Raw genomic sequence first — 17877 nt, forward strand, 5'->3', positions numbered from 1 at the left:
ATTCTCTCTCATCCCCGTCGGGGTGGCCACAGGCTGCGGGCGGGAGGAACACCACGCAGCCTGCGACACGAAGTCAGGATTTACTCGGCAATGTCGAGCCAGCGGGTCAGGTGGCGATCCGGGGCGTTATCGATCCAGCCCTTGATCTTTGGCGAGACAAGCTGTTTCGAGACATAGTAGTAAATGGGGATGTAAGGCTGTGCTTCCATCATGATGGCTTCGGCCTGATGCATCAGATCGGAACGCTTTTTAAGGTCGCCTTCCTTTTCGGCCGCCAGCATCAATTCGTTGTAACGCGGGTTGTCGAATGCGGAATAGTTCAGCGGCCCGGTGCGTTCTTCTGCCAGGAACAGGAAGTTCTGTGCATCGTTGTAATCGGCAATCCAGCCAGCGCGGGCGACTTCAAAGTCACCAACTTTCAAATCGGCATAATGGATTTTGCCTTCGGAATTGAACAGTTCGGCTTCGACACCGATCTGTTTCCACATGTTCTGTGCGGCAATCGCGATACGCTTGTGGTTTTCCGATGTATTGTAACGCAGGGTGAATTTAAGCGGGTTGTCCGGACCGTAACCGGCTTCTGCCATCAGCTTTTTGGCTTCGGCAAGTTTTTCGGCATAGGGCAGGCCTTTCCACGAAACATAGGCCGGTTCCGTGTAGTTGCCGGTTCCCGGCGGAACAAAGGAATAGGCCGGCAATTCACCGGTCTTCAGGACCGCATCGGTAATGGCTTCGCGGTTGATCGCCAGTGAAAGCGCCTTGCGCACGCGGACATCCTTGAATTTGTCCTTATCAGTGCGGATCGCATAATAATAGATACCGGCATAAGGCGCGATGCGCAGGCTGTCTGCCAGATTGTCACGCAGCCATGAAATCTGTTCGGATGCGATGTCGCGCGCAACGTCAAGTTCATCGGCACGGAAACGGTTCTGCATCGCGGTGCGATCTTCATAGGTGTAATAGATCACCTCGTCGATCGGAACATTGGCAGCATCATAGAATTCTTCGTTCTTGACCAGTTTGGTGTGAACGTTCGGAAGCCACTCGACCAGTTTATACGCGCCATTGACCACGATATGTTCGGGCTTCACCCAGTCTTTGCCGTATTTTTCAACGACATGACGGGGAATGGCAAATGCGGTCTGGTGGGTAAGCTGTGCCAGGAAATAGGGGGCAGGTGCCGTCAGTTTGACTTCAAGGGTGTGATCGTCAATCGCCTTTACGCCAAGTTTGGCACCCTCTTTGCCGGTATTGACCGCCTCGGCACCTTCGATGATGTAAAGGAGGGATGCGTATTCCGCACCCAGTTCCGGATCAAGAAGGCGTTCCCAGCCGGCAATGAAATCCTGTGCGGTGACCGGCGTTCCATCCGACCAGTTATGGTCGCGGATTTTGAACGTATAGGTCATGCCGTCTTCTGAAACCGTCCAGCTTTCTGCTGCACCGGCGACCGGCTGTCCATCCGGGCCATAGGTCAGAAGGCCAAGCGACATATCATCGGAGATACGGCTGGTCTGAATGGTGGAGATAAAATGCGGATCCATCGACTGGGGCTCGCCGTCATTGCCGATGCGCAGGATTTTTTCAGCCTGGGCATGGGTACTCGACAGCATGGTCATGGAGCCCGCAATCAAGGCTGTCCCAAGGACAAAGGCACGTGAGGATTTCAGTAATCCGTTCACGAGACCTTTTGCAGTCTTCGTGTTTTCTGACATGTGTGATGTCTCCCTCAACAATTATGATTTGTTGCGTACGTACTCCCTGAAAGTACGTACGCAAAAATACTGAGGCTGCCATGCGTCAACTGCAAGTCAGATTTCACTTTATTGACGCAATTGGTCGAAATTTGCGCATTTTTATAAAAATGCAGGTGATTTTTTGCGTGATGAGCAAATTATGCCCAATTTTGTGCGGTCCAATTTCCAGATTGGTTCGATTGGCCGGAAACCTGTTTATTGGTGTGTTTCCGGCTGGTTTTTGTGCCCAGGGTTGTGGGGTGTGGTGTGAAATACTTCACATTCAAGGGTTTGGGCATGATCGGGGATGGTCGAATCGGCCCTTTGGCGGGATGATTCGTGTCACTGCGTGATGCAGTAATCTCGCATTTGTTATTAATAACTATTTGCAATTAGGCACGATTGGTGTATTTGCTGGCTACTCGCCCATGCAGCCCTCCCAGTCATTGCTTATTCATGCTTTCACCCACAGGTTTCCGAAACAGTCTGCTTGCTGATTTTGAACAGGAGCGCGAAAGCCTGTTGCGTCTTGCTGCCCGTAAAATCGGGGATGTCGAGGAAGCGCACGACATCGTTCAGGATGCCTTTGTTCGCGTGGCTGGCGCATCGGTGCAATCGGTTGAAGACGGACCGGCATATTTGCGCACCATCGTGATCAATCTGGTGCGTGACCGGATGCGCAGGCGCAAGGTGGCGGGGCATGTTGTGGACAGCCAGCAAGAAACCAATCCGATCGAATGGGCGGCGTCAGACACACCATCGCCAGAACAGATCATCTATCATCGTCAACGTCTTGGTGCCTTTGAACAGGCGCTAAAAAGTCTGAGTCCGCGATCACGTGAAGTCTTCATCTTGCGTAAGTTGCATGGTAAGAGCCATGATGAAATCGCATCGGTGACAGGCCTGTCACAATCCGCGATCGAAAAGCACCTTTACCGGGCTTTGACCGCGTGCCGCGATATCCTGAAAAACTTCGACTAGGCGATGGTTGTGAACGATAAACCACAATTTCAGGATCAGGACACGAGTATCGGTGATCAGCCGGACCGTGACCAGATCACGGCGGTACAGCCATCTGATGAACTGATCGATCAAGCCATCGCCTGGCACGCCAAGGCAGGTATTGATGATCGGGCGTCGCCTGTATATGCGGCCTATCAGGACTGGTGTGCCCAAAGCCCGGCGCATCAGAAGGCCGCAGACAAAGTCAGCGCCTTTATGGTCGATGACGGCTTCAATGTTGTCTTGTCGCGGATGGAGGCGGAACTCGCCTCATCAACAGCGGGGGATGCCGATCAGCCCGGTTTGATCTCTGCCCCGAACGGTGACAGGTCGGCGGATGCTTCCGGCCCGCATCGGGGCTTGCGCCATCCGTATCGCAAATCACGCCCAATGTCACAAACCTCTGCGCGCCCGGTGGGGCGCCGTCGCGCCGGCGGGTTGATCGGTATGCTTGCCGCTGCGTGTTGTGTGGTTGTGCTGGCTGTGGTCGGGGTGGAAGTCTTTGCGCCCGCGCCAAACGGTCAGCAATTGGTGGCGACCCGTAACATTGTCGATGAAACCTTGCCCGATGGCAGCCAGCTTACCCTTGCACCCGGCACGGCTTTGACCTGGTCACTGACCAATTCCGAAAGACGGATCGATCTCGAAGAAGGGGCCGTGACCATCAAGGCCGCACATGACACGGCGCGCCCCTTGGTCGTTCATACCGCGATCAGCGATGTGACGGTTGTCGGAACCCGTTTCATCGTCATCAGCGATCAGGACAGCAATGAAGTCGGCGTTGCAGAAGGCATCGTCAGAGTCCGCGAACGTCAAACCGGCCAGCATAGCGAAGTGACCCTTACAGCCGGGCAGGGGCTTGTCGTTGATCCATCGGGTAAATTTGTGCGCCGTGATGTGACCGAAGGACAAATTGACAATGTCGCAAAAGGCTGGCGGGTCTTTTCACCCAAATCGCTGGGCGATGTTGCTGCAGCCATCCGGCGTCAAAGCGGGGTCAATTTGCTGATTGATCCGTCGATTGCCGGTCTTGATGTCCGTGGCCGGTTCAATCTTGTAGATGACGAACAGTCCATCGGGCTTTTGGTGCAGTCGCTCGGACTGAACCGCTATGATTTGCCATTCGGGTATGTCCTGCTGACCAGCCGGGGGTGATCCCCGGTTCGGTGCATTTGCGCCCTGTTTAGACACCCGTCTGTTTTTCCGACTTTAAAATGAAATAAATTCTGTCCGGTTTGTCATTTGGCCTGCGTCCATATTTGCGAGTGATACGCAATAACGTTTTTGGATGCCATCAGATGATCATGAAGAACGGACTTTTAACCCCGGCAACAATTTGCTCCGGGGCAGGGCACAATACCGCCCGAAGTCTGAAATTACGCTTGGCATATGCAACACTTCTGGTCAGTTGTTTTGGCATTCCGGCCCATGCACAAACCGGCCCGACACCGCAAACGGATCAGGCAGTCCCGGTCGCCCAACAGGATCAACCCGCCCCGATATTCCAGTTTGATATTCCGTCACTTCCGTTGATGCAGGCCCTTGAACGGGTATCCGAACTGACAGGTACGGCCTATTCCGCGGTTGCCGATGTCAATCTGGCACAGGACGGCAATGCCATTTCCGGGCGCTTTGATCTGCAATCAGCCCTTCAGACATTGTTTGATGGAACCGATCTGACCTTTTCGCTGACGGATGGGCAGATCGTGATCCTCAAACGCGTTGACGCGCAGTCGACAGGCGGTACGACAACCGCCCCGATCGTTGTCCAAGGCAGTCAATCACCCGGTATCGCACTTGGCAGCGGAGCAGACAGCGGATCAACCGTTTACGGCGAACAGCTGATCAAGGGATTTGTTCAGGGCAATAACGATCCGAACATGGTGTTTCGTGCCAATCCGAATGTTCAATATGTCGTTCAGGGGCAGCGCGACGAAGACGGTGCCAGCGCAACCGCCGAACAGGACCTTCGTCCGCAGACATTAAGCATATCGGGCGGGGCAATTGATCAGAACAATATCCGGCTTGACGGTGTTGGTATCAATTCGCTGGGCGGTACGGATACAAGCTATAATGGCGAAAGCAACCTGCCCGATGATGATAAAAACTCGATCAATGCCGATGACCTGTACGGGTTGCATCCGCAAAGTGTTTATGTCGATGCCTCCATCTTCAAACAGGCAGAAATTATCGACAGCAACGTGTCGGCAAAATATGGCGGGTTCCAGGGCGGCGTAATCAATTACGAAGTCATGGATCCAAGCGACAGGCCGACATTTTCCGCCAATATCAGCCGTACGGGTTCAAACTGGACCGAATACCACCTGAAATCAGATGAAACGCCTGATGCGACTGCACGCGAACCCCGTTTCACCAAGCTTATGTACGGGACGTCGGCCAGCGGCCCGGTTGCCGATCAGTGGGGGGTTGTGGTGTCGGCCGGACGCAAAACCGCAGAAGCCACAAAATATGCTGGCGATGATTATTATGGTCGGGAAGTCTCGACCGAAAGCACTGCTGACAATGTGCTGGGCAAGCTACAGTTCAAAGGCAATGACGGCATCAAGCTGACAACCCAGCTTGTCTATGCCCCTTATAGCCAGGAATGGGAAGCGGCTGAAAACTATAACAGCAAGATGGATGTTACCGGCGACGGGCTTAGCACCTATGTCGGGTTGGAAATGCCGATTGAATATGATGGTTATGGCCTTTCCAATCTGAAACTCGATACCCGTCTGTCGTTCAATACATCGGAAAATGCCCGTGAATCCGAAAGCAATGTGCGTCGGCAAATCCGGTCCGGTGTTGCCGGATCGGCCTATGAAAACCTGTGTGATGCAACGAACTGTTATGACGGTTGGTATGGCGATCTGACCCAGACGGAACAGGATCTTGGCTATACGACGGATCTTACCGGTAATCTTGGAAACGGTGACATTCTGGTGGGGGCGGATCTTCATTCGATCCGCGCTAACCGTCGTCGTCCCGAAGATGTCTATTATTATTATTCGACCTCGGTAAATTCCGCGATTGTCTGTGCCGATGCCGATGATCCCGCCTGTGATGACGGTGACCAGGTATCGAGACGACGCGTCCATTATGATGCCTTTTCCGGAACGGCAAGTTTTTCCACGGCGGCTCTTTATGCCGAATATGGCATGAATTTTGACAACGTTCCGTTCGGTGAAGTCGAAGTTCGTCCGGGCTTGCGGCTGGAACGTGAAACGTTTCTGGGCAATACCAATCTGGCACCGCGTTTTAACGCCACGTATTACACCGACTGGGATGTCAGTTTCACAGCGGGCTGGAACCGGTATTACGCGGCGAACATGCTAAGCTACGCATTGCGGGACGCCACACCAAGCACAACAGTGGAAAACCGCACCGGAACGACCAGCGGCGTAGATATCATCTATTCCGACGACTGGTCGTATCTGTCATCGGGCAACAAATACAACTTCAAGGGATCTGACCTTAAAACCCCGTTTACGGATGAACGCATGGCGGCGGTAACGTTCCCTTTGCCGTTCCTGGGCGGAAACACCCGCCTGAAATGGGTCGAACGCAAAGGACGTGAACAGTTCTCGCGCGATTCCACAGACAGCAGTCTTTCGACCTATACACTGTCGAACGAAGGATCGAGTTCCTATTCTTCCTACTCGATGGAATGGAGCAAAAAAATCGGAACCGACCCGTGGGGTGGTCAGCACGCCTTTAGCATCAATGGCCAGTATTCCGAACGTCAGACATCCAACAATACCTACTACGCCACCAGCGACGAGACCGAGGGTGCCTATTACAATGGCAACGTGATTCCGACCATGGATCTCGGTGTTCTGACGGGCAATCTCGATGAGCCGATCTTCGTTAATGTCAGCCTGTATTCCAGCTATCTCGACGATACCCTGCGCACTGGACTGGTTGGCCGCTACACCACGGGATATGACACCATCACCGATAGCGGGTCCGACATCACCATCAATGGCGAGACTTATGACATTTATGAAGACGGCTATAACAAGGCCCGTTTCGATCTTGATATGTCGCTCGATTATGACGTCATCCGCGAAGACAACCGCGTCCTGACGCTAAATGCCTCGATTGACAATGTGCTCAATCGTGGTGGTGGTCACACGCTTTCTGCATCAACCCCCTATCGCAAGGGCCGGGCTTTCTGGCTTGGCCTGACTTACACCTATTGAATTTTCCACAATCGGCGCGCTGGCACTTTGCTGGCGTGCCTTTCTTTGTTTCAAGGGAAAACCCGCAATGAGAGTTTCGATATCCCGTCTGATCGCCATTGGTATGGTGTCAGGTTTGTTGGCGCTGCCAGGAATTGGTATGCCCTCAGTATCCTTTGCCGCGACCGGCGACCTTGCCCTTTCCGATATCTATAAGGGCATAACGATGGGGGTTGTTCGCATCAATGTCGTCAAGAAAAGCTATAACGAAATCGTCGCCGAAGAACGCGAGAAAAAGGAAAATGGCGAAGATTTCTGGCTGCCGCCCGATGAACGTCGCAAGGACGATAATGACGACGAAGAAAAGGAAGACCCGAACGAACCCGAACATGACTGGGAAAAGAAACGCCGCAACAAGGCAACCGGGACCGGCTTCTTCATTTCCCACGACGGCCTGATTGTCACCAACGAACATGTCGTGCGCGACGGGGTGCGGTTCATCGTGATCCTGACTGACGATCGCCGTCTTCCGGCAACGTTGGTTGGAAAGGACTTCCTGACCGATCTCGCCGTTCTCAGGGTTGATATGCCCGATGATATAGAGCCGTTGAAATGGGGAAGTTCCCACGCTGCTGCCGTCGGGGACCCGGTCTTTGCGGTCGGATATCCGTACGGGTTTGATCAAAGCCTGACCACCGGGGTGATTTCGGGCAAGCAGCGCGAACTCACCAAGGGGCAATATAACCCCTATATCCAGACCGATACCGCCGTTAACAAGGGCAATTCAGGCGGACCACTTTTGTCGATGGATGGCAAGGTGATCGGCGTTAATTCCGCGCTTTATACCCGGTCCGGTGGCAATGAGGGGCTGGCATTTTCAATTCAGTCCGAGCATGCGCAGGGCATTATCAGCTTGCTGGTGGCAGATGGTGAAATCAAACGCAGCTGGTTTGGCATCGCCTATAGCGAAGTCAAAAAAGGCATGGGAAAGCTGCTTGGAATGGAACGGGACGAAGGCATGCTGGTGTCACGGGCGCCTGACGATGAACCTGCCTATAAGGCCGGTATTCGTGCCGGTGACGTGATCGTCGCGGTCAATGGTGAAACCGTTCAATCGCGCATGAATTTCCGTATGCAGGCCGCAATGGTCAAGGGCGAAGCCACGGTCACTGTATGGCGCAATGACGGTTATCGCAGCTTTACCCTGATCCCCGATGACATGGACGAAGCCAAATCCCGCCGCCGGGCCCAGGAACGCGAAAAAATGGGGCTTGGCAGCAAGGACAAGGATGACGGGCGCAAGGAAGTTATGGGCATGGACCTTGTTCCGGCCAATGAAAAAGCCTGGAAAAAACTTGAACTTCCGGTGGGAACGACGGGGCTTGTCGTAGACCGCATGGAAACCATGAGCCAGGCCTCGCGTGCAGGCTTTTCCAAGGGGGACTTCATTACACAGGTCAATGACGTCGCCATGAAAACCCCCGAAGATTTCGAAACCATCATGCAACGCGCCCTCGACGAAGATCAGCAATATGTTCTGGTCCGCTATCTGCGCAAGGGCGAGGATCGCGTGCGTATGATGGACGTGCTTGAGATGGTCGATCTCGAAGCATACTGACAAAGCGCCTTATCACAGCGGGACAGCAGAAATGCTGTCCCGCTTTTTATGTCGTAACACTCGGACCGATCCATTCCCGATGTCGCGGGCGGGGGCGTAATCGCCAATCATCCGTCAATTCGGTCTTCAAGAAAAAGACCGGCGGAACGCCAGGTGCCTGTTGCGGCAAAACGCCATGTGATCAGGTGTTTGAGGCGTATGAATGCGCATTCGTACCTCTGATGGATGGCTTGCACGTACAAGGCTATAAAACCGGACGCCGTGCTTTTCGCATTCGGGCAAAGTCGCGACATCAACCACACAAGGGGATGTTTAGACATATGGTCTCGTATTTTTGGACGCGGCGATTGGGATGCATGATGGTGCTGGGCGGTCTTGCGATCTCCACAACGGCAATCATCATGGCCCTGAGCAGCGATGCCTACGCCCAATCGGCAACGCCGGGGCAAAAGGAAATTATCCGCGAACAGGTAAATCCCCAGACCGAAGATGCTCTGAAACCATGGCTGGGCGGCGACTGGCAGATCGGCGTGCTTGGCCGGGTCAGTTCCAATCCCTATCGCGGTGCAGACAACACGGATCTGACCGGATTGCCCATGCTGGCCTATGATGCCGAACGCCTGCATGTCGGCATTGATGGAATCAATGCAAAGGTTTGGGAAAACAAATTTGGCAGCGTGTCTTTGCTCGGCAATCTGCGGATGGAGCCATTCGATCCCGATGATTCTCCGTATCTCAAGGGGCTTGAAGACCGGGACATGGCATTCGAAGCCGGACTTGGCGGATCATTGCGTCTGTGGCGGGGTGAAGTGAAGGCAAGCTATCTGACCGATGTGAATGATGCTTATGGCGGACATGAAATTGATGTCGGCTATTACATCCCGACCAATTGGGACAAGTTCAATTTCAATATCGGCGGTGGTGTCACTTGGCAAAGCGAAGAACTGGTTGATTACAATGTTGGCGTAAAACGCAGTGAAGCGCGCAGTGACCGGGGCTTCTATGCACCGGATGCGGCCTTTGTCCCCCATCTTGATTTCAGCGTGATCTATCCGGTGACCGAAAGCTTTGCCGTGATCGGGACAAGTGATGTGCGCTTCCTGCCCGATGAATATACCGACAGCTCAATCATCGAAGATGACTATGTCATCAGTGCGGGACTGGTGCTGGTTTATACCTTCTAGGGTCGGCAATTCGAAATGATCTGATCCATCTTTACCCCAAAACTTTCCGGTGCCAGTGATGGTGATCGGGGTGGGCCGGTTTCCCCGCTGTTTTTGACCGGCCCACAATTTTTTCGACTATTGCAAAGCCAGCTCAAGCAAATCCCATTTGTTGCCATACAGATCCTCAAACACCGCAACTGTGCCATATGGCTCGTGTCGCGGGGCTTCAAGAAACCGCACACCGGCCCTTGTCATGCGTGCGTGGTCGCGCGCAAAATCATCGGTATTGAGGAAAAAGCCCACCCGGCCGCCTGTCTGGTTGCCAATCGCATTTTCCTGATCCGCACCGGATGCCCGGGCCAGCAAGATGCGGGTTTCCGTCGCAGCCTTCGGGGCAACGATGACCCAGCGTTTCCCGTCCCCCATATCCGTATCTTCAATCAGATCAAACCCGACCTTGTCGGTATAAAAGGCAATGGCGTCGTCATAGTCGCGCACAATAAGCGCGCACAAACCGATATGGGGCATGATGAATTCTCGTTATGCGATGGGTGACCAGATGCGGTCTATATCAGGCCAAGCGTCTTGAAGGAATTATATCCGGCATGACTGATGATGATATGGTCATGCACGATGATTTCCATCGCTTTGGCGGCATCAATGATCTTGCGGGTCATGTCGATATCACCCTTTGACGGGGTGGCATCACCGCTTGGGTGGTTGTGTACCAGAATGATCGCCGATGCATGCAGTTCAAGTGCGCGTTTTATCACCTCGCGCGGATAGACCGGGGTGTGATCAACCGTGCCGCGCTGATGACATTCATCGGCAATCAGGCGGTTCTTGCGATCAAGAAACAGCAAATGCAGTTCTTCGGTCTTGAGATGCCCGATCCGGACCCGGCAATATTCGATCAGCTGTTCCCAGCTCGCAATCACCGGCAATTCCATGGCACGTTCACGCGAAAGATGCCGCGCGCCGGCTTCGGCAATTTTGATGGCCGCGATCCCGGCATCGCCCAGTCCCTTGGCGGTTTGCAAATCTTCGGGGCGGGCGGCAAGGACATTGGCAAAGCTTCCGAATTGCGCAATCAGTGCCTTTGCCAATGGTTTGACGTCCCCGCGCGGCATCGCCATGCACAGCATCAATTCCAGAAGCTCGTAATCGGCCAATGCATCGGCACCCCCCTTGATAAAACGTTCACGCAGGCGCTGGCGGTGGCCGTGATAATGGGGTTTTGCAGGCTTGGCCGATTTTGATGCTTTGTCATCTGCTTTGGATGCGATGTCTGCATCGACCGGGGTGGCGTTACCCGATGCCAGATGATCGCGGGTCTGATCAAAAAAGACCCGCGTGCCGTCATCAATTTCAGATGGGGTGGGGATATTCGGGGCAGAAGCAGGTTTGCGATCTTCGGTTTCGCTCAATTCTGCTTCCCCCGTTTGGCCCTTGTTTATTCTGCCGCAGCGGGCAGGTCATAGGGCGGCTTGTCCAGACCGGCCGGGGATCGGGTAAAGATTTCAAACCCGTCATCCGTCACGCCGAGCGAATGTTCAAACTGTGCCGACAGTTTGCGGTCTCGCGTTACGGCTGTCCAGCCATCTGGCAAAATTTTGCACGCATAGGTTCCCTGATTGATCATCGGCTCAATCGTAAAGATCATGCCAGGTTCAAGAACCAGACCTTCGCCCGGCTTGCCGTAATGCAGGACATTGGGCGCATCATGGAATACCTGGCCAAGGCCATGCCCGCAGAAATCACGCACGACCGAAAAACGTTCGCTTTCGGCATAGGACTGGATCGCATGACCAATATCGCCAAGGGTCGCGCCCGGCTTAACCGCATTGATGCCCCGCCAAAGCGCTTCATAGGTCACATCAACAAGACGCTGCGCCATGACTTTGGGTGTGCCTGCGATATACATGCGTGATGTATCGCCGTACCAGCCATCAAGGATAACCGTGACATCGATATTCATGATGTCGCCATTGGCCAGTTTCTTGTCACCGGGAATACCGTGACAGACCACATGGTTGATTGATGTGCAGATCGATTTCGGAAAACCGCGATAGCCAAGGCAGGCCGAAATCGCGTTATGGTCGCGGATATATTCGTCGCACAGGCGGTCAAGTTCACCGGTGGTTACACCGGGCACCACATGCGGGGTAATCATATCAAGCACTTCCGCTGCCAGCTTGCCTGCGGCGCGCATGCCTTCAAATGCTTCGGGTCCGTGAAGTTTGACTGTTCCGTTCGCCACCCGAAATCTCCTTACGTTCGGCTAAGTATATCTGTGTTTTATAGTCCAATGACATAAAGCCAGACGCCGAAATTGGCAAGGATTGGCTGATATGCAGGGATTTGGGATCGGTGCTTACAGGCCGACAATCGGTAACGCGGACCGCACGGTCACGGCATCTGTATCAATCGAACAGTCATAGGCAATCGCCTCGACCCCGTTGCTGCGCGCGGCCTTGAACCGTTCGCCGTAATGGGGATCAATATCGGTCGACAGGGTAAAGCGATCACAATCGGTACGCTGGATCAGGTAAAACATCACAGCCCGATGACCTTCGGCCACCATATCGGCCATTTCATCAAGATGCTTGGCCCCGCGTGCGGTGACGGCATCGGGGAATTCGGCAAGACCGGGCACATCTTCATCGCGTTTCAGATGCACATTCTTGACTTCGACATAACAAAGCCCGCGATCGGGGGCCGACAGCAGGATATCAATCCGCGAGTTTTTGCCGTATTTGACTTCGCGTTTCAGGGTCTCATAGCCCGCCAGTTCCGGGACCTTGCCCGACAGGATCGCTTCTTCGACGATGGCATTGGGATGGGCGGTATTGATCCCGATCCAAGCATCACCGATCTGGCACAGCTCCCAGCTATATTTCAGTTTGCGTTTCGGATTGTCCGATTTTGACAGCCAGACATCAATGCCCGGCTCCTTAAGGCCGATCATCCCGCCCGGATTGGCGCAATGGGCCGTAATCATCTCGCCATTATCCAGTTCGATATCGGCAAGGAAACGTTTGTACCGCTTGATCAGTTTGCCATGGATCAGGGGCTGGGGAAGCTGCATGAAAAACCTTTCGGGAAATCTGTCCTGACAGAAACTGTCAGTTTGGGGCGGCGATCAGGATGCCAATTTTGCGGCAAATCGGTCATACATCAACCCCTTGCAAACACATGCCCGTATCGGAACCATCATGCGTCAAAGCCTGCGCGCCAAAATCATTGCCGTTTGCGATCGCAAAATCGCGCAAAAGGGATCGGATGGCGGCCTGTCATTCTATGCGTTCTTTGCCAACCGCAACGATGATCCAGCGCTTTTGATGGAAGCCGCAACCTGGTGGATCGAAACCCATCAGCTTGATCATTTTGAAAAGGCCACCAAAATCCGTGGTATGCTCTTAGCCGGGATGTGAACCAATTGCCTCTATGTCTTTATTTTGCGACAAAACGATGGTCGGGAAACCATCAGGTAGCTGAACCGGTGAAAGCAACTGGCGAAGCTGCGAAGCTTTAACATGCTTTTGCCTGTGCAGAGTCTCGCACAGGCTATCGAACACGTCAGAATTCAGCAAAAAATATTGTTCGAGCAGGCTGAAATGATGTTCTCGCAGCCCGCGGAGAGCTTGGTTGTTGTGCTCGATCTCCATCGGATTTGTTGGGGTGGGATAGAAAATTTGATCAGGCTGTTGGCCTAGAAATCGTTTGGCTGCGTCCATCCAATGCTCATAATCTCGCTGTGAGCCATCATGGATAACACCAAGTTTGAATTTCTCTGCCGCTTGACCGGCAAGACAACATAACATTGCCCAGTGATATTCATTTGATGCAGCAACTTGATGCTTCAAACCGGAGCCAATGGTTGCCCCCAAACTGAGCTCCGACGGCTTGGTTATGATTTCGACATAGCCAGGAATCTCGTCAACAGCGGCAAACATCAGCGCGTGGCCTGCTTCGTGTATTGCGACCGTTTGACTATCCCTCTTTGAAAATGCCGGGCGTACAAAGTGTTGTATGTTCCACGCAAGCGGGCTTGTCAGTTTGCCGATTACAAAAGCGATGATCGCGCCAAGACAGAAAAGCGCAAAAGCCGCGGCCAAGGCTGCGAGTTCTGCCGGATTTTGGCTGAAATAGTGATATGTCGCGCCGCCTGAATCCGAAACAAACCACATGGAACACGCAATAAAAAACAGTCCGGCAAGCCAACTGCGCACACTCATTGCAATCGGGAAAAGCAGTTGGGTCAGGATCAAAAACACCGGGAACAGCAGCAAATAGCCAAAAAGCGTTTTAGAAAAATCATCTGCGGGATCATCAATCTTGTTGAAAACAACAAGAATTGCAGCAATCAGCAGAACACAGAGGAAAAGCCCGGCAACGCTTTTGATTGTAGCCTTTCCGGCAAATCCGAACCTTCTGAATTTCACGTGTTTTTCCCCGAACTGTCATCGCCAAGGAAATCAACCAGGCTGACCTGACCCGATCCACGGCGCAGCGGCTTGGGCTGGCTGTCATCGGGTGCCCAGGCCGTCAGATAGATCACCTGAAACTTCGCATGAATACGGCCATCTTGGCGGGTATGGCGTTCGTGATAGATCGCGGCCGCACGGGCAAGGGTGCTGCGTTTGGTGAATTTCTTGGACCGTTTGGCGATCAGGTTGCTTTCACCCATCCCCGACAGATCGCGCATCAGTTTAAGCGCATCGGGATAATCAATGGTGATGTCATCGGCATCAACCACCGGCAGGGCAAAGCCACTGCGCTGAAGCAATGCACCGGCATCCTTCACATCGACGAACGGTGATACACGCGGGGATACGCCACCTTCTTCCTCGGCCTCGGCAGCCATCAGGGCTTCGCGCAAATCACGCAATGTATCGCCGCCCAGCATACAGGCCAAAAGCAACCCGTCGGGTTTCAGAGCCCGGCGTGCTTGCAACAGCATGCCCGGAAGGTCATTGACCCAGTGCAGCGACAGGTTGGACAGGATCAGATCAAGCGAACCTTCGGCAAAGGGCAGGAATTCCTCGTCCGCGACAAGGGCCGGTTTGCCATTATTGGCCCGCGCATTGCGGGCATAGCTGGTTGAAATATCGGATTGATACAGTGTTTCAATACCGCCGCGCGTGCCAATGATCTGGCCCAATTCGCCACTGTGGCAGCCAAGATCAACTGCCATGGGGAATGTGCGTGTGGTATCATCAAGCCGGTCGGCAAGCCGTTCGGCGGTTTCGGCAAACAGGAAATTGTAATCCTGTGCCCTGGTTGCCGCACGGTCGCGGCGCAGCTTTAATATGTCTCGATCAAAGACAGTGATCGGATCGGCCATGAGGCGGGATGCTCCGGCAAAAGTCGTTAAAAATGTTACGACCTAGATAGAGCGTCTTGGTCCGCCGCGCAATCAGCCATCAAACCATTCAGCCATTCGCACCGTTCATGCGCAACGGAAATGCGCCGGGACGATGGATCCATTGGCTTGGTCGAAATGCGACTAGGCGTTCCGCCCCGTCATAATTTGCCAGCATGGCACCGCCCATGATGATTTCGGCATTGCCGGTAATCTGCAACATGTCGCCATTGGTAAAATCAACAAATACCAGTCCGGCCCGCGGATTGATCAAAAGATTGCCCAGCGTGTTAAAGAACCGGTTTCCGGCATAATCGGGAATGATCAGGGTTCCGTCATCCTCGATATGGACAAAGCCCGGATTGCCGCCGCGATGCGATACATCGACATCCCGCCTTTGATCATCATGATCGATATAGGACGCGATGAAAAATGTGTCGCTGCGCGCAATCAATGCACGGGCATCGTTTGAAAGGTCATGCTCGCCACGGGTAATTGTGGCGCCTGCGGGCGCAGAATGACGGGCAATGTCGAGATCGCGCGGGGTGATATATTTCGGGCAATTGCCAAAACTGTGCCCGACCGTGATGTCAAATGATGTCTCATTTGTGCGACTGATTGTCCCATTCAGACGATTGCGCCGACGGGTATGAAGCTCGATCCCCAGTAATCCGATGGCATCGCCGTCTTCCATCCCGGCATCAGCCGGGTCATTCCCGTCGCGCGGTAGCGTTACGGCAAGGTGATAGATATCTGTCGCAAACAAAAAGCCCGGCTTGTTGGCGCGAAGGGTGGCCCACGGTCTGCCATCGGGATCGACACTGCCCAATACGACGAATGGCAGTTGCGGGTAAAACAGGCGGTGCTGTTCGATCAAATGATCGCGCAGCACCTTGCGCCCGACTTCCTCCATACGGGCATCGACACCCAGAATTTGCTGAAGACGGATTTCTCCAGCATGCCAGGGGGTGGGGGCACCATCCGACACAGGCGGTCGGGGGAAGTGCGGGTTGTGGGTGTCGATGCGATCAGACATGGGGGCGTCCTTCAAACAAGGGGGCAGCAGGCAACAGGCAACAGGCAGGTGGCAGTAGGCATGGGGTCAGGACCGGGCGTTCAGGAAGAGGCCAGCATCTCGGCCGGGGCATGCATGAAGGGCACAAAACCCGGCAATTCTTCGATCCGCGACAGCCAGTCGCGCACCTTGCCATAGCCCGCAAGATCAACATTGCCTTCTGGCGCGCGGGCGACATAGCTGTAAAGTGCGACATCGGCGATGGTCGGATGATCGGCTGCCAGCCAGTTCTGGGTGTTCAGATGGGCTTCCATTAAACCAAGGATGGCATGGGCGCGCGCAATCACTTCATGGGGGTCAAAAGGTGCGCCAAACAGGGTCACAAGACGGGCGGCACCGGGGCCAAATGCGATCTGACCTGCCGCAACCGACAGCCATCGCTGTATGCTGGCGGCACCTTTTGGGTCTTCGGGCAGCCAGTTGGTCACCCCCTGCTTCTTGGCAAGATAGACCAGAATGGCATTTGAATCGGAAATCACCGTCTCGCCATCCTGCAGGACAGGAACCTGCCCAAACGGATTAAGTGCGAGAAAGTCGGGCTTCTTGTGCGCGCCGCTGGCAAGATCGACTTCGACCAATTCATGATCAAGCCCCAAAAGGCCAAGCATCAAGACCGCACGATGGGCATGCCCGGAAATCGGATGGTAATAGAGTTTCATGGCAGGTTTCCCTGTGATTGCGCTGTAAATGTCGTGCCATGATGTCTGTTTCGTAAAACTTATAGAATTCTCATCATCTGCAATTTATTATTCCGTTAAATGAAATAATATTCGTTGCGAAGGAGGCGATACATGGATCGCTTTAACGCCATGAAGGTCTATGTGCGTGTGGCCGAGGAACAAGGCTTTGCCGCTGCGGCCCGCGCCCTGAATATGAGCCCTGCCGCCGTCACCCGGACCATTGCCCAGCTTGAAGATATCATCGGCGCGCGGCTTCTGATCCGCACGACACGCACAGTCACAATGACCGAGGCCGGGACACGCTACCTGGCTGATTGCAAACGGTTGCTGGCGGATTTGCACGAAGTCGAAGCTGCGGCTGGCGGGGCATATGCCCGCCCAAGCGGGATGTTGTCGATTACCGCACCTGTGCAGTTCGGACAGATGCATGTTGCCCCGATTGTCGGACGCTATCTTGATCAATATCCCGACATGCGCGCACGCCTGATGCTGTTTGACCGCATCGTCAATATCGTCGAAGAAGGCATCGACCTTGCGGTGCGGATCGGTCATCTTGCCGATTCATCGCTTTCTGCCATCCGCATCGGGCAGGTGCGCCAGGTGGTTTGTGGCGCGCCGGCCTATTTTGACCGTGTCGGGGTGCCTGAAATCCCCGCGGATCTGGCCGGGCACCGGATCATTGCCACCACCGGTTCATCGGCAAGGCTTGATTGGCAATTCAACACATTGTCGGGGGCCGGGCGCAAAATACAGGTATCCCCGGATGCCAGATGGCAGACCAATTCGATCGAAGCGGCGCGAAAAGCCGTAATTGACGGGTGGGGGATCATGCGCATGTTGTCCTATCAGGCCGCACCCTTCATTTCCAATGGCAGCCTCCAAACCGTGCTTGATGATCATGCCCCCGACCCGGTGCCGGTTCATCTGGTCCATCCCGAAGGCCGCCACGCCCCGGCAAAGGTCCGAAGCTTTATCGATCTTGCGGTCGAAATCCTGCGATCAAACCCGGTTTTGAATTCCGATTAGTCATGCCGGGCTGACCGAGGAACCTGGG

General features: G+C 54.1%; 16 protein-coding genes. 7 read left to right on the forward strand and 9 right to left on the reverse strand.

Annotation, left to right across the window (positions count from 1 at the left end; translation table 11 throughout):
• Nucleotides 1-80: 80 nt before the first annotated feature.
• Complete coding sequence (locus tag CU041_RS03830) at nucleotides 81-1715, reverse strand: peptide ABC transporter substrate-binding protein (protein WP_101245793.1); 1635 nt, start codon at nucleotides 1713-1715, stop codon at nucleotides 81-83.
• A 477-nt stretch (nucleotides 1716-2192) separates the two neighbouring features.
• On the opposite strand from CU041_RS03830, the gene CU041_RS03835 reads away from it, so the two are divergent.
• The 5 genes from CU041_RS03835 (at nucleotide 2193) to CU041_RS03855 (ending at nucleotide 9721) form a co-directional block, all read left to right on the forward strand.
• A complete protein-coding gene (locus CU041_RS03835; RefSeq protein WP_101245794.1) occupies nucleotides 2193-2717 on the forward strand; it encodes an RNA polymerase sigma factor in 525 nt (174 codons plus the stop codon).
• A gap of 9 nt (nucleotides 2718-2726) precedes the next feature.
• On the forward strand, nucleotides 2727-3893 hold the full coding sequence (locus CU041_RS03840; protein ID WP_170310116.1) for a FecR family protein: 1167 nt from the start codon (nucleotides 2727-2729) through the stop codon (nucleotides 3891-3893).
• A gap of 227 nt (nucleotides 3894-4120) precedes the next feature.
• Complete coding sequence (locus CU041_RS03845; protein WP_170310117.1) at nucleotides 4121-6940, forward strand: TonB-dependent receptor; 2820 nt, start codon at nucleotides 4121-4123, stop codon at nucleotides 6938-6940.
• A gap of 139 nt (nucleotides 6941-7079) precedes the next feature.
• Nucleotides 7080-8537, forward strand: coding sequence for a trypsin-like peptidase domain-containing protein (locus CU041_RS03850; protein WP_170310118.1), 1458 nt, complete (start codon nucleotides 7080-7082; stop codon nucleotides 8535-8537).
• A 320-nt stretch (nucleotides 8538-8857) separates the two neighbouring features.
• Nucleotides 8858-9721 carry a MipA/OmpV family protein gene (locus CU041_RS03855; RefSeq protein ID WP_233432994.1) on the forward strand — a complete coding sequence of 288 codons (864 nt, stop codon included), beginning with the start codon at nucleotides 8858-8860 and terminating at the stop codon, nucleotides 9719-9721.
• A 117-nt stretch (nucleotides 9722-9838) separates the two neighbouring features.
• Here CU041_RS03855 and CU041_RS03860 read toward each other — a convergent pair whose 3' ends face one another.
• The 4 genes from CU041_RS03860 to sfsA all read right to left on the reverse strand — a co-directional run bounded on the left by CU041_RS03860 (nucleotide 9839) and on the right by sfsA (nucleotide 12791).
• Nucleotides 9839-10231: a VOC family protein gene (locus CU041_RS03860; RefSeq protein WP_101245798.1), complete on the reverse strand. Its 393-nt coding sequence runs from the start codon at nucleotides 10229-10231 to the stop codon at nucleotides 9839-9841.
• Between the two features lie 38 nt (nucleotides 10232-10269).
• Nucleotides 10270-11130: a RadC family protein gene (gene radC, locus CU041_RS03865; RefSeq protein WP_101245799.1), complete on the reverse strand. Its 861-nt coding sequence runs from the start codon at nucleotides 11128-11130 to the stop codon at nucleotides 10270-10272.
• Between the two features lie 26 nt (nucleotides 11131-11156).
• Nucleotides 11157-11963 carry a type I methionyl aminopeptidase gene (map, locus tag CU041_RS03870; protein WP_101245800.1) on the reverse strand — a complete coding sequence of 269 codons (807 nt, stop codon included), beginning with the start codon at nucleotides 11961-11963 and terminating at the stop codon, nucleotides 11157-11159.
• A 114-nt stretch (nucleotides 11964-12077) separates the two neighbouring features.
• A complete protein-coding gene (gene sfsA / locus CU041_RS03875; RefSeq protein WP_101245801.1) occupies nucleotides 12078-12791 on the reverse strand; it encodes a DNA/RNA nuclease SfsA in 714 nt (237 codons plus the stop codon).
• Nucleotides 12792-12918: 127 nt separating this feature from the next.
• Between sfsA and CU041_RS03880 the strand changes: the two genes are divergently transcribed.
• Nucleotides 12919-13137: a DUF6500 family protein gene (locus CU041_RS03880; protein ID WP_101245922.1), complete on the forward strand. Its 219-nt coding sequence runs from the start codon at nucleotides 12919-12921 to the stop codon at nucleotides 13135-13137.
• Here the strand turns inward: CU041_RS03880 and CU041_RS03885 are convergent.
• The 4 genes from CU041_RS03885 to CU041_RS03900 form a co-directional block, all read right to left on the reverse strand.
• Complete coding sequence (locus tag CU041_RS03885; RefSeq protein ID WP_101245802.1) at nucleotides 13123-14148, reverse strand: hypothetical protein; 1026 nt, start codon at nucleotides 14146-14148, stop codon at nucleotides 13123-13125. The two genes, CU041_RS03880 and CU041_RS03885, sit on opposite strands and share 15 nt — an antisense overlap.
• Nucleotides 14145-15050, reverse strand: a complete 906-nt coding sequence (locus CU041_RS03890; RefSeq protein ID WP_101245803.1) for a methyltransferase domain-containing protein — start codon at nucleotides 15048-15050, stop codon at nucleotides 14145-14147. Before CU041_RS03890 ends, CU041_RS03885 begins: the two co-directional genes overlap by 4 nt.
• An 88-nt stretch (nucleotides 15051-15138) precedes the next feature.
• Nucleotides 15139-16104, reverse strand: a complete 966-nt coding sequence (locus tag CU041_RS03895; RefSeq protein ID WP_212733762.1) for a pyridoxamine 5'-phosphate oxidase family protein — start codon at nucleotides 16102-16104, stop codon at nucleotides 15139-15141.
• Between the two features lie 80 nt (nucleotides 16105-16184).
• Nucleotides 16185-16802: a glutathione S-transferase family protein gene (locus CU041_RS03900; protein ID WP_101245804.1), complete on the reverse strand. Its 618-nt coding sequence runs from the start codon at nucleotides 16800-16802 to the stop codon at nucleotides 16185-16187.
• 132 nt (nucleotides 16803-16934) lie between these two features.
• On the opposite strand from CU041_RS03900, the gene CU041_RS03905 reads away from it, so the two are divergent.
• Nucleotides 16935-17849 (forward strand): LysR family transcriptional regulator, encoded by a 915-nt coding sequence (locus CU041_RS03905; RefSeq protein ID WP_101245805.1) that lies wholly within the window; start codon nucleotides 16935-16937, stop codon nucleotides 17847-17849.
• Nucleotides 17850-17877: the final 28 nt, after the last annotated feature.

The organism is Thalassospira povalilytica (genome assembly GCF_002844235.1).
Taxonomy (GTDB): domain Bacteria; phylum Pseudomonadota; class Alphaproteobacteria; order Rhodospirillales; family Thalassospiraceae; genus Thalassospira; species Thalassospira povalilytica.

Excerpts from the sequence above, each read along its gene's own strand:
- CU041_RS03880 (WP_101245922.1), top strand. The coding sequence starts at position 12,919 with ATGCGTCAAAGCCTGCGCGCCAAAATCATTGCCGTTTGCGATCGCAAA.
- CU041_RS03900 (WP_101245804.1), bottom strand. The coding sequence starts at position 16,802 with ATGAAACTCTATTACCATCCGATTTCCGGGCATGCCCATCGTGCGGTC.
- CU041_RS03890 (WP_101245803.1), bottom strand. The coding sequence starts at position 15,050 with ATGGCCGATCCGATCACTGTCTTTGATCGAGACATATTAAAGCTGCGC.
- CU041_RS03835 (WP_101245794.1), top strand. The coding sequence starts at position 2,193 with ATGCTTTCACCCACAGGTTTCCGAAACAGTCTGCTTGCTGATTTTGAA.
- CU041_RS03850 (WP_170310118.1), top strand. The coding sequence starts at position 7,080 with ATGCCCTCAGTATCCTTTGCCGCGACCGGCGACCTTGCCCTTTCCGAT.
- CU041_RS03860 (WP_101245798.1), bottom strand. The coding sequence starts at position 10,231 with ATGCCCCATATCGGTTTGTGCGCGCTTATTGTGCGCGACTATGACGAC.
- CU041_RS03895 (WP_212733762.1), bottom strand. The coding sequence starts at position 16,104 with ATGTCTGATCGCATCGACACCCACAACCCGCACTTCCCCCGACCGCCT.
- sfsA (WP_101245801.1), bottom strand. The coding sequence starts at position 12,791 with ATGCAGCTTCCCCAGCCCCTGATCCATGGCAAACTGATCAAGCGGTAC.
- CU041_RS03855 (WP_233432994.1), top strand. The coding sequence starts at position 8,858 with ATGGTCTCGTATTTTTGGACGCGGCGATTGGGATGCATGATGGTGCTG.
- CU041_RS03830 (WP_101245793.1), bottom strand. The coding sequence starts at position 1,715 with ATGTCAGAAAACACGAAGACTGCAAAAGGTCTCGTGAACGGATTACTG.
- CU041_RS03905 (WP_101245805.1), top strand. The coding sequence starts at position 16,935 with ATGGATCGCTTTAACGCCATGAAGGTCTATGTGCGTGTGGCCGAGGAA.